12 protein-coding genes are annotated in these 12,301 nt (G+C 42.4%); all 12 read right to left on the bottom strand.

The features are described from left to right. Nucleotides 1–93: 93 nt before the first annotated feature. A complete protein-coding gene (locus H9647_RS04280; RefSeq protein ID WP_318245253.1) occupies nucleotides 94–1,083 on the bottom strand; it encodes a polysaccharide deacetylase family protein in 990 nt (329 codons plus the stop codon). 114 nt (nucleotides 1,084–1,197) lie between these two features. Further along, nucleotides 1,198–3,294 (bottom strand): polyribonucleotide nucleotidyltransferase, encoded by a 2,097-nt coding sequence (gene pnp, locus H9647_RS04275; protein WP_191798467.1) that lies wholly within the window; start codon nucleotides 3,292–3,294, stop codon nucleotides 1,198–1,200. Between the two features lie 206 nt (nucleotides 3,295–3,500). Beyond that, nucleotides 3,501–3,770 carry a 30S ribosomal protein S15 gene (gene rpsO, locus H9647_RS04270; RefSeq protein ID WP_191798465.1) on the bottom strand — a complete coding sequence of 90 codons (270 nt, stop codon included), beginning with the start codon at nucleotides 3,768–3,770 and terminating at the stop codon, nucleotides 3,501–3,503. 155 nt (nucleotides 3,771–3,925) lie between these two features. Then, a complete protein-coding gene (locus H9647_RS04265) occupies nucleotides 3,926–4,873 on the bottom strand; it encodes a bifunctional riboflavin kinase/FAD synthetase (RefSeq protein ID WP_191798463.1) in 948 nt (315 codons plus the stop codon). Nucleotides 4,874–4,932: 59 nt separating this feature from the next. After that, nucleotides 4,933–5,856 carry a tRNA pseudouridine(55) synthase TruB gene (gene truB, locus H9647_RS04260; protein WP_191798461.1) on the bottom strand — a complete coding sequence of 308 codons (924 nt, stop codon included), beginning with the start codon at nucleotides 5,854–5,856 and terminating at the stop codon, nucleotides 4,933–4,935. Next, nucleotides 5,853–6,830 (bottom strand): DHH family phosphoesterase, encoded by a 978-nt coding sequence (locus tag H9647_RS04255; protein ID WP_191798459.1) that lies wholly within the window; start codon nucleotides 6,828–6,830, stop codon nucleotides 5,853–5,855. The genes truB and H9647_RS04255 overlap by 4 nt, the downstream gene beginning before the upstream one ends. A gap of 20 nt (nucleotides 6,831–6,850) precedes the next feature. Further along, complete coding sequence (gene rbfA, locus H9647_RS04250; RefSeq protein ID WP_191798457.1) at nucleotides 6,851–7,204, bottom strand: 30S ribosome-binding factor RbfA; 354 nt, start codon at nucleotides 7,202–7,204, stop codon at nucleotides 6,851–6,853. A gap of 26 nt (nucleotides 7,205–7,230) precedes the next feature. Next, nucleotides 7,231–9,939 (bottom strand): translation initiation factor IF-2, encoded by a 2,709-nt coding sequence (gene infB / locus H9647_RS04245; protein ID WP_191798455.1) that lies wholly within the window; start codon nucleotides 9,937–9,939, stop codon nucleotides 7,231–7,233. Continuing rightward, a complete protein-coding gene (locus H9647_RS04240; RefSeq protein WP_191798454.1) occupies nucleotides 9,932–10,255 on the bottom strand; it encodes a L7Ae/L30e/S12e/Gadd45 family ribosomal protein in 324 nt (107 codons plus the stop codon). The genes infB and H9647_RS04240 overlap by 8 nt, the downstream gene beginning before the upstream one ends. Next, nucleotides 10,248–10,556 (bottom strand): RNase P modulator RnpM, encoded by a 309-nt coding sequence (gene rnpM / locus H9647_RS04235; protein ID WP_191798452.1) that lies wholly within the window; start codon nucleotides 10,554–10,556, stop codon nucleotides 10,248–10,250. The genes H9647_RS04240 and rnpM overlap by 8 nt, the downstream gene beginning before the upstream one ends. A 25-nt stretch (nucleotides 10,557–10,581) precedes the next feature. Next, the gene (nusA, locus tag H9647_RS04230; RefSeq protein ID WP_191798450.1) at nucleotides 10,582–11,679 is read right to left on the bottom strand and encodes a transcription termination factor NusA; all 1,098 of its coding nucleotides are present in this window, start codon (nucleotides 11,677–11,679) and stop codon (nucleotides 10,582–10,584) included. Nucleotides 11,680–11,804: 125 nt separating this feature from the next. Then, nucleotides 11,805–12,263 (bottom strand): ribosome maturation factor RimP, encoded by a 459-nt coding sequence (gene rimP / locus H9647_RS04225; RefSeq protein ID WP_191798448.1) that lies wholly within the window; start codon nucleotides 12,261–12,263, stop codon nucleotides 11,805–11,807. Nucleotides 12,264–12,301 lie beyond the last annotated feature (38 nt).

Here is a 12,301-nt window from a genome sequence, read left to right as displayed (position 1 = left end):
AAATTTGGTAACTTACTTTTAAGAATCGTATCTTAAAATGACTTTTACTTAAGTTCACAACCAAATATCATAATCCTACCAAAAAAAATGGTCTTACTCAACTTTCGTTTGAAGTCTAGCGGGCGACAACGTCTCACTTACCGTCCCGAGTGTAATTCCTTTTTGGGTAATTCCTTGAATTATTCCTTCAAGAGCGCCTTCAGAAGCAGCCGTTGGGTGCATTAAAATAAGAGATCCTGCCTCCGTCCCTTTTGTGATTTTAGCAACCACACTTTCAGAACTTGGTTTCTTCCAATCTACCGTATCAATCGTCCAGAGCACCGTCTTTAGACCTTGCTCAGCAGCGAGTTTCACTGTTTCCTGATCATAATCTCCGGAAGGGGGAGCAAACCATTTATTATCTATACCAAGTGACTCCTTAAGCAGCTGCTTTGTCTTGCTAATCTCTAGAATGGCTCGTTCCGTGCTCAACCGGCTCATATTAGGATGAGAATACGCATGGTTCTCCAGTTCATGTCCGCGCTTCTTAATCTCCAGTGCTAAGTCTTTATTCTTACTCAGCCAACTTCCATCAAGAAAAAATGTGGCTTTCACTTTATATTTATCGAGTGTATCGAGCATTGGTGTAAGGTATTCATTGCCCCAAGCCACATTAATCATAAAAGAAGCCATCTTTTTCTCCGGGTTGCCTCGGTAAATCGGATGGGGACCGATGTCGTCGAGTGAGACTTTGGGCGGGATCTCTTTCATTACATAGGTAATAGACTCTGATTTTGGAGAAGATAATGCTTTTTGATAAGTAGCTTCTATATCTACTTCTAACCCATTATATCCTGGGATTGCTTTCCAGACGCGATCTAGCTTTGCATCAATCGGTTCTATTTTCAGTTCTGCTGCTTTGAGTGTAATCTGTTTTTTCAGTTCATCCTCTGGCGCAGCATCAACATACATATCAAAAGCATCTTCTGTATGAACCACCCTTTGATGTGTAATAAAACTTGTTACATCCGTTACTTGTCCGATCAAAACGACGGCTGCCGCACTAACAAGCACGGCAGCCCATTTTTTCAAATTCGTTTTCACTGCTTCAGCCCCCCGGTCACGTTTGTCCCATCTTATGTGTACAAGAGGCTGAATATGTATGAAAAAAAGAGCCAGAATAAACTTCTGTCTCTTTTGTAAGTTCTATAATTAAGATTAAGCTTTCGTTTCTGCAGTCAAAGTTGCTTTGCGGGAAAGATTGATGCGTCCTTGTTGGTCGATTTCCGTTACTTTTACTGTAATGGAATCTCCAATAGCTACTACATCTTCCACTTTAGCTACACGTTCTGTAGAAAGTTGGGAAATATGAACAAGTCCTTCTTTGTTAGGAAGTACTTCTACAAAACATCCAAACTTCTCAATACGTTTAACTTTACCTACATAAATTTCACCTACAGCCACTTCACGAACGATGCCTTCAATAATTTCACGAGCCTTATCGTTCATTGTTTGATCGGCAGAAGAGATGAACACACGGCCATCTTGTTCAATATCAATTTTAACACCGGTTTCTTCAATGATCTTGTTAATGATTTTACCGCCTGCTCCAATAACATCACGGATTTTATCCGGGTTAATGTGCATGGTAAGAATTTTCGGTGCATATTGAGATAATGTTTCTCTTGGTTTTTGAATAGCTTCCATCATTTTACCAAGAATATGCATACGTCCTTCTTTTGCTTGACTAAGAGCTTCCGAAAGAATAGCACGATCAATACCATTGATCTTAATATCCATCTGAATTGCAGTAACCCCTTCAGGAGTACCGGCTACTTTAAAGTCCATATCTCCAAGATGATCTTCCATACCTTGAATATCAGTCAGGATCGATACATGATCTCCATCTTTAATCAGACCCATTGCCACGCCAGCTACAGGAGCTTTAATTGGCACCCCAGCATCCATCATTGCAAGTGTAGAAGCACAGATACTAGCCTGAGATGTTGAACCGTTTGATTCAATAACTTCAGAAACAAGACGAATTGTATAAGGGAATTCAGTCTCAGACGGAATCACTTTAGACAATGCTTTTTCACCGAGTGCACCATGACCGATTTCACGACGACCTGGAGGACGAAGCGGTCTTGCTTCACCGACACTGAATGGCGGGAAATTGTAATGATGCATGAAGCGTTTTGTTTCTTCCAGATCAATACCATCTAGAATCTGAACATCACCTAATGCTCCAAGTGTACATACGCTAAGCGCCTGAGTTTGTCCCCGAGTGAACAAGCCGGATCCATGTGTACGTGGCAAGAGGTTTGTATCACAATCGATTGGACGAATTTCAGACAGTGCTCGTCCATCTGGACGCACTTTATCATGCGTGATCAATCTGCGAACTTCTTCTTTAACGATGTCATGAAGAACTTCCTTCACGTCTTTTAACAATTCAGGAGTTTCTATGTATTTATCACCAAAGAAAGCAACCGTTTCATCGTTAATTAGATCAATCGCATCTTGTCTTGCATGCTTCTCTTCAATACGAACTGCTTCAACGAGACGTGCTGCTGCATACTCGCGAACTTCAGCATTAACATCCGCATTAACTGCATGCAATTTGACAGCCATTTTCTCTTTACCAGCAACTTGTACCAATTGTTCGATTACAGCAACGATGTTTCTAATCTCTTCATGACCAAACATAATCGCTTCGAGCATTACTTCTTCTGGTACTTCATTCGCTTCTGCTTCTACCATCATGATCGCATCTTTAGTTCCTGCAACCACTACATAGATATCACTCGCTTCTTGAGCGGCAATATCCGGGTTAATTACAAATTCACCATTAACACGGCCAACAGCTACTCCGCCGATAGGTCCATTAAAAGGAACATCCGAAATACTTAGTGCCGCAGAAGTACCGATCATTGCTGCAATTTCTGGTTCACAGTCTTGATCTACACTCATTACGATATTTTGGATCTGAACATCATTACGGAATCCTTCCGGAAATAAAGGACGAATTGGTCGATCTGTCAGGCGGCTGGCAAGAATAGCTTTCTCGCTCGGTCTACCTTCTCTTTTAATAAATCCACCTGGAATTTTACCTACTGCATATAGTCTTTCCTCGTAGTTAACCGTAAGCGGGAAAAAATCCAAATCTTTAGGTTCATTTGACGCAGTTACGGTACATAAAATAACGGTATCTCCATAGCGTACAGTTACAGCAGCGTTTGCTTGTTTAGCAAGACGTCCTGTTTCTAGAATTAGTGTTCTGCCGCCAAGTTGCATCTCAACACGTTGTTCCATGAGACCCCTCCTTCTATTTACATCATTTGTTATTTTTTATTCACTAGTATGACCTAGTATTGACATATTCACAAAATTTTAGATGGGACTATTCCAGTCCACAAAAAAAAGAAGCCTAAATCTACAAAACAACCCGGCTGCGAGCCCGTCCCTCTATAATAGAGAGACGGGGACAACCAGGCTGTCGTTGTTAGGATATACGAAGATTAACGGCGCAATCCAAGCTTCTCAATCAAAGCACTATAACGTCTAACATCTTTGTTTTTCAAGTAAGCCAAGAGCTTACGACGTTGACCTACCATTTTCAAAAGCCCGCGACGGGAATGGTGATCTTTCTTGTGTGTACGCAAGTGATCCGTCAAAGTCTTGATGTTTTCAGTAAGGATAGCAACTTGCACCTCTGGAGATCCAGTATCGGATTCATGAGTTTTGTGCTCTTCGATCAATTGTTGTTTACGTTCTTGAGTCAAAGCCATCCTGTTCACCTCCTTCATTATAATCGCCTGTAGCCTCGTCGGGGCCGGTGAGAGCCTTCAACTAAAGCTAAGGTTATGGTTGCCTTCCAGCAACGTATCTTAGTATATCATACTTGCCTATTTCATGTAAATCTAAACTTCAATATTTAAGTATTCTAAGATAGATTCGCTAAAATTTGCTTCGCCGTCTCCGAGTCTCTCTGGATCTGGGCAATGAGTTCGTCGATGGACGGAAAGCGTTGTTCAGGTCGTAGAAACTCTACCAATTCCACAGTGAGCTCCTGTCCATATAAATCCCCGCTGTAATCGAGCAAATGAACTTCAAAAGAAGGTTTAATCCGATCTTTGTGAAAAGTAGGTTTAACTCCAATATTCATGACACCAGGAAACTTCTGATTACGATGTGATACCCAAACGGCATATACACCTTTCAGGGGTACAACATAGCTTTCTGATGGCTCTACATTCGCTGTAGGAAATCCAATGGTACGTCCTCTTTTTTCACCGTCGATTACAGTCCCTCTTAGAGAATAATGTCTGCCCAGCATACGCTGAGCTTCCTTTACATCTCCTTCGTGTAAGACAGAACGAATCGAAGTACTGCTCACTTTTTTACCATCCAGTGTAAGCGGAGGAATGGTCACCACGTCCATATGAGGCAATCCGAGTTCACGAAGTCTGTTTTCGTCTCCGGCTCCTTTATGACCAAACCGAAAGTCAAAACCAACCACCGCTACTTTTACTTTGGATTGAATCAAAAACTCAGTTACAAACTGTTCTGGCAGAAGATTAGAAAAGGACTCGTTGAATTCGATAACATATAGAACATCTATACCCATTTTTTCAAGGATTTCTTCTTTATCACGAAGCGGAGTCAGATAACCCTGATAGTCACCTTTACGCATCACTTCTTTTGGATGAGGGTGAAAAGTTAAGACAGCAGCTAGAATCCCCTGTTCCCTGGATCGTTTTATAGCTGACTCAATCACACTTATATGCCCCAAATGCAGCCCATCAAACTGCCCCATCGCAAGTACCTGGGGAACGGCAATCTCTTTACGCACTTCTTCTGTCAGAGGAAATGATAAATTTATTGTTTTCAATCTAATTCACCTGCAATTCCCATGATAATCCTGTTGCCATATCTGTTATTGATCACACTTCAACTCGGTTCCGGTAAAAAAACCTTTTTAGGGGTAATTGTATCTGTTTCCGCATCCCACTGATAAATCCCTAAAAATTGCTCTTCCTTAGAGTAAAGGCGGAACAATCCCTCCTCTTTCAAAGCAGGCTGGACATAAGATGCAGACACTTTTTTACCTTGTAGTACAGAGCGCTCTTGTTCCGACTCAATCGTGTGGGAAGGGAAATTCCAAATCGATTGATCTGTAGGGATTAGATAAGTAGACAACGTGTCATTCTCAACACATTGCTGTATCTCTTCGATCGTCAAACAGCGCCCTGCCGGAATACCAGCAGACATCGTTCTTTCAAGTTTAACCATTGTAGAGGGATATCCTAGTGCCTCTCCAATATCTACACATAAAGTTCGAATATAAGTCCCTTTAGAACACAGTACACGAAAAGAAATTTCAGGCAATCCGTCTACTTCTTCCATTCGTATAAGTTCAAGTTCATGTATGGTTACTTCTCTGCTTTTGCGTTCCACTGTCTTTCCTTCACGGGCAATTTCATAAAGCCTTTTCCCGTTAATCTTTACAGCAGAGTACATGGGAGGAACCTGAGAGATAACCCCATTAAACCGCTGGAGTGCTGCCTCTACTTGTTCATACGTCACTTGAACGTCATCAACTTGTGCTGTTACTTCACCTGTCATGTCTTCTGTATCTGTCGCAATCCCGAGCCGAAGCGTAGCATGATATTCTTTCGGAAGCTCTTGCAAGTACTCTACTACTCTTGTTGCTTTTCCTAAGCAAAGAGGCAGGACACCTGTAACCTGAGGATCCAATGTTCCTGTGTGCCCAATTCTTTTCATTTTCAGAATACCTCTGAGTTTAGCAACTACATCATGGGAGGTAAAGCCTGCCGGTTTCAGTACAGGAAGTACTCCTTCGTAACCACTCATAGCTCTTTTTTCACCCGTTCTACAACTTGTTTTACTGTTTCCATCCATGGACCTTCCACTCTAGCACCGGCAGCACGAACATGCCCACCGCCTCCAAAATCTTTAGCAAGAGCCGCAACATCAACTCTTCCATTAGATCGGAAGCTAGCTTTTACAACATCATCTGAGATGATCTTGAAGAAGATACCTACTTCTACCCCTTGAATATTACGCGGGTAATTGACGATTCCTTCTAAATCATCATTTGCTGCACCGCATTCTTCCATATCCTGAGGCGTTACCACAACCCAAGCTATCTTTCCATCCTCAGTTAATTGAAGAGTAGCCAGCGCTTTAGTAAGAACTTGCAGCTGCGGAAATGTCATCTGCTCCAGTAAAAGCTCAGCTAGTTCAGGTCCGTTAACTCCATGTTTTAATAGGGCAGATGCCATTTCCATTATTTTAGGACTTGTGTTCGAATAACGAAATCCTCCGGTATCTGTAAGAATCCCCGTATATGCGGCTGTAGCCACATCTTTATCCCAAGTTAAACCCATTACTTCAATCAAATCATATAAAATTTCTGCTGTAGCAGCAGCATCATCTTTAATAATATTCACTTTACCATAACCATTATTTGTCGGATGATGATCTATATTCAGGATCTGCTTATCTTCCGCGAACCAATGTTTCACACGTCCTACTCGTTCGTAATCAGCGCAGTCTACACAGATAACATAAGTATAGGGTTTCGACGGTTCAGTCGCAGTTCCGTTTAAAATTTGAGAAGCTCCCCACATATAATGCATTCGTGGCGGTATAGGTCCTTCATTAATCATCGTGAATTTCTTCCCCAGACATGAGAGAAGCCAGCCCACCATTACGGTGGAGCTGACTGCGTCTCCGTCCGGCTGTACATGCGACACGATCAGGAAGTCATCATGCTCCAAAAGAAATTCCTTCCCTTGTTGAAGCGCCTGTTCATAGGTCTGCATTGCCGTCTCCTCTATTCATCTCATTTGGAATCCTTGGTATCAATCTCGGTAAGTATTTTTTCAATACGACTACCGTACTCAATGGATTCATCAATTTTGAATATCAACTCAGGTACATGACGAAATTTAATTCTTTTTCCCAATTCGCTACGCATAAAACCGTTTGCTTTATGGAGAGCTTTCAAAGAATTATTTTTTTGTTCATCGTCTCCAAATACACTGAGGTAAATTTTAGCTTGCGACAGATCGTTTGTTAGATCAACACCCGTTACTGTAACAAAACCGATTCTAGGATCTTTTAGCTCGGTTTGGATTAGCAAGCTAATCTCTTTTTTTATCTGTTCGCTTACACGTCCAGTTCTAATTTTAGCCACTCATGTCACCTCTCTTGCAGTTGACGCTATTTACGTTCTACTGTTTCCATAACGAACGCTTCAATTACGTCGCCTTCTCTAATGTCATTGAAGTTCTCAATAGTAATACCACACTCATAACCTTGAGCAACTTCTTTCACATCATCTTTAAAGCGTTTCAAGGTATCTAGTTTACCTTCGAAAATAACAATACCATCACGGATGATACGAGTTTGTGATGCACGAGTAATCTTACCGGAAGTTACCATACAACCTGCAATGGTTCCCACTTTACTGATTTTGAACGTATTTCTAATCTCAGCATGCCCAATAACATTCTCTTTAAATTCAGGATCAAGCATACCTTTCATCGCTTGTTCAATCTCTTCAATTACGTTGTAAATAACATTGTAGAGTCGAATATCGACTTTTTCGGCATCTGCTGTTGATTTCGCTTGAACTTCAGGACGAACGTTAAATCCAATGACGATGGCATTAGAAGCTGCTGCGAGAATGATATCAGATTCTGTAATCGCACCTGCACCGCTATGAATAATTTTTACACGTACGCCTTCTACTTCAATCTTAGCGAGGGAGCCTTTAAGCGCCTCAACGGTACCTTGAACGTCACCTTTGATGATTACGTTCAGAGCTTTCATCTCGCCATCCTTAATGTGCTGGAACAGATCATCAAGGGTAACTCGAGTTTGCGTACCTAGATCTGATTCACGTTGTGTTATCGCACGTTTGTCTGCGATCGAACGAGCTTTACGCTCATCTTCAAACACGATGAATGGATCTCCCGCAAGTGGTACTTCTTGCAAACCAGTGATTTCAACTGGAGTAGAAGGACCTGCTTCTTTAATCTTACGTCCTTTGTCATTAACCATTGCACGGACACGGCCGAAACAGTTACCTGCAACAAAAGCGTCTCCGACTTTCAAAGTACCATTTTGAACAAGCAAACGCATTACTGGTCCACGGCCTTTATCGAGTTCAGCTTCAATTACTGTACCACGTGCACGTTTGACAGGATTTGCTTTATATTCATTCACTTCTGCTACTAGCAGAATCATTTCAAGAAGTTCTTCGATACCCATTTTTTGTTTCGCAGAAACGTTAACGAAGATGGTATCTCCGCCCCATTCTTCTGGAACAAGTTCATAGTTCGTAAGTTCTTGTTTAACACGATCCGGATCAACGCCCGGTTTATCGATTTTGTTAACCGCTACGATAATTGGAAGATTTGCTGCTTTAGCATGGTTAATTGCTTCAATTGTTTGAGGCATAACACCATCATCAGCTGCAACGACAATAATCGTCATATCCGTTACTTCCGCACCACGAGCACGCATTGCTGTAAATGCTTCGTGACCTGGAGTATCAAGGAACGTGATTTTCTTGTTGTTGATTTCTACTTGATACGCACCGATATGCTGTGTAATACCGCCAGCTTCACCGCTTGTTACGCTAGTAGAACGAATGGTATCAAGAAGTGTTGTTTTACCATGGTCAACGTGACCCATAATGGTTACAACTGGAGGACGAGCTTGCAGATCAGCTGGATCGTCATTTTCTTCCATTGTCTCAAAACGGTCATCTTCTACCGGAATCTTCACTTCTACTTCAACACCAAACTCGCCTGCGAGAAGCAAGATTGTATCAAGGTCTAGTTCCTGATTGATCGTTGCCATAACACCCATCGAGATGAGTTTTTTGATAACTTCAGAAGCATCCTTATGAAGCAGTTTTGCTGCGTCACCAACCGTCATATTACCGCGAACGATAATTTTCTTCGGTGTATTGTCGATTTTCTCACGAGGAGGTTGGTTTTGGTTACGTCCACGGTTGTTCTTACCGCCGCGGTTGTTACCACGATAGTTTCCTCTGCCGTTACCATCTTCAAAACGGCGGCCAGCGCCTGGACGGTTGCTGCTGTTACCGCGGTTTTGATTGCTGTTTCCACCGCGGTTGTTGTTAGCACCTTGAGTGCTACCAGTTGTAGTACTCGTGCGGCCTTGACCCGATGATTGTGCCGGGCGACCTGTAGCGCTACCTTGTTGCGGTCTATTTGTGTTGCTGCCTTGACCAGAAGGTCTGTTCGTATTATTACCTTGGCTAGAAGGTCTATTCGTAGTGCTACCTTGACTAGAAGGTCTATTGCTGCTTGAACTGTTACCTTGTCCAGCTGGTCTGCTGCTGCCGTTGCTGCTTTGGCCAGCGGGTCTATTGCTTCCCGCACTGCTTGGACGATTACCTTGTCCGCTGCTTGATTGACCTACGCTGCCATTCGTTCTGCGGGAATCTTGCCCGCCTTGTCTTTGTGTTCCATTGTTTGTGTTTTGATTTGGTCTATTATTCATACCTACCTGCTTTTCCTGTTGTTTTTTTGGTTGAGAGTCACTTGAAGCATTCTGTACATTGCCTGACTCTTGATTTGTTTTGATTTCGTTCTTCAAATTCGAATTGGCACCTCCTTGAAGAGACGGGTTCGAGCGATTAAGCTTATCATCTTTAATCGCTGATGTTGAAACCGTCTGAGCCGAATTCTGTTCGCGTTTGGAAGCAGCATCTGATTTTATGCTATTAAAAAATTGCTCCACTTTTGCTACAGATCCGTTCTCCATTACGCTCATATGATTGTTCACTGGAATTTCTAATTTTTTAAGAATGGTAATGATTTCCTTGCTACTCATGTTGATTGATTTTGCATATTCATAAACTCGCAGTTTGTCTTTGCTTTCCTGTTTACTCAATATACTCCACCTCCGACATTGTCAAGGCTTGTTTCGAGATCATACTTACAAATCCGGGATCCGTCACCGCCAGCACAATGCGTTCAGGTTTACCCATGGCACTGCCTAGGGAGTCTCGATCAAAACCGATCACGAGAGGAACGTTGTACGATTTGCACTTGTCGCGAAATTTTTTACGTGTATTTTCCGAAGCATTACCCGCAACGATAACTAATTTCGCTTCAGATGACCGGATGGCTTTGAGTACAATCTCATCACCAGAAACAAGCTTGCCTGCTCGCATTGCAAGCCCGATATAAGATAGTGCCTTATTCATTGTCCACTCTTTTCTGTGCTTCTAGAAATTCATCCTCAGCACGAAGAAAATCTTGTGCTAGCTGCTCATAGATCCCAGGAACTACCTGAGCTTTAAGTGCCCGATCCAAAGATCGGTTCTTCTGAGCTAGCCGAAAACAAGCTTCTTTGCCGCATAGATAAGCTCCACGGCCTGATTTTTTACCTGACAAATCAATCAGCACTTCTTCTTCGGGAGTTCTTACAACCCGGATTAGCTGTTTCTTTGGCATCATTTCCTGACACGCTACACATTTTCGCAGCGGTACTTTACGTTGTTTCATCTTGTAGGCCCCCGATCATTCGCCGTTAGTCTACGGTGATGGAATCCTGATGCATTTCTTCAGAAGAATCTTTCTCTCTTCCGTATTCCTGTTCGGCCTGGCTTTCACTCTTGATATCAATTTTCCAACCTGTCAGCTTCGCAGCAAGACGCGCATTCTGCCCTTTGATACCGATCGCAAGAGAAAGTTGATAGTCAGGTACGATAACCCGAGCCATTTTTTCATTCTCAAAAACCTGTACCTCCAGTACTTTGGAAGGACTTAATGCATTGGCAACGTATTCCTCTACAACATCGGAATATTTCACGATATCAATCTTCTCACCGCGCAGTTCACCCACAATGGTCTGCACGCGTATTCCTCTTGGCCCTACGCAGGAACCAACTGGATCTACTTCTTCATTGCGAGAATGTACCGCAATTTTGGAACGGAATCCAGCTTCACGAGCTACCGAGCGAATTTCAACAACACCGTCGAAAATCTCGGGAACTTCTAGTTCAAACAAGCGTTTTAACAGGCCTGGATGCGTACGGGAAAGAATAATTTGAGGACCCTTTGTTGTGTTCTCCACTTTAGTGATATACGCTTTGATACGTTCACCATGGACGAACTTTTCATTAGGCATCAGCTCTGTAAGAGGCAGAACAGCTTCCACTTTGCCAAGGTCGATATAAACGCTGCGAAGATCTTGACGTTGAACCACTCCAGTTACAATGTCTTCTTCTTTGTCTACAAACTTATTATAAATCAGACCGCGTTCTGCTTCACGAATACGTTGGGTAACCACTTGTTTTGCTGTTTGAGCAGCAATACGACCGAAGTCTCTTGGCGTTACTTCAATCTCTGCAATATCTTCGAGCTGGAAGTGAGGATTAATCTCACGTGCAGCAGTCAAAGAAATTTCAGTGCGCGGATCGAGGACCTCTTCCACCACCATTTTCCGGGCATATACTCTTATAACACCGGAATTACGGTTCATATCAACACGAACATTTTGTGCAGCATTAAAATTGCGTTTGTAGCTAGAAATGAGAGCAGCTTCAATCGCTTCAAACAAAACGTCCTTGCTGATCCCCTTATCTCTTTCTAATTCATTCATTGCTTCAATAAAATCCATACTCATGAATGTAAATCCCCCTTTCAAACATCTCATCCATAGCGTAAAACGACGAAATTCTCTTCACTTAGGAAGAGAACCTTGCCGTTACACGCGGAATGAATTTAATTCATAATAGAGTGTAGTTAACACTATAAAACAATAGCCAATCGTGCACTCGCCACTTTTGAATACGGAACCGTATGCTTCTTTTTACCAGAAGCTATTACCATTTCCTCATTTTCAAAAGATAACAACTCACCTTCAAATTCCTTCAGTCCGTCAATCGGCTCATATGTAGTCACATATACGTTTTTCCCAACCGCTTTGACGACGTCAGCAGATTTCTTCAGGGGGCGTTCCGCACCGGGAGATGAAACTTCCAGAAAATAAGCGTCAGGAATTGGATCATTCTTATCGAGCTCAGTGCTTACAAATTCACTGATCTGTCCACAATCATCCAAATCGATGCCGCCTTCTTTATCCACGTAAATACGCAGGAAATAGTTATTGCCTTCCTTTACGTATTCTACATCCACGAGCTCAAAAGCGTGCTCTTCCAGATAAGGCTTAATCATTTCTTCCACGGTAGTTTTGATCTTTGTGCTCAAATACAATAACCTCCAAATTAGGTTAGTGCCGAAGGTAA

The organism is Paenibacillus gallinarum (genome assembly GCF_014836635.1).
GTDB classification, from domain to species: Bacteria; Bacillota; Bacilli; order Paenibacillales; family Paenibacillaceae; genus Paenibacillus; species Paenibacillus gallinarum.
The sequence above is the reverse complement of the archived record's forward strand: the minus strand, read 5'-3'. Positions and strand labels throughout refer to the sequence as shown.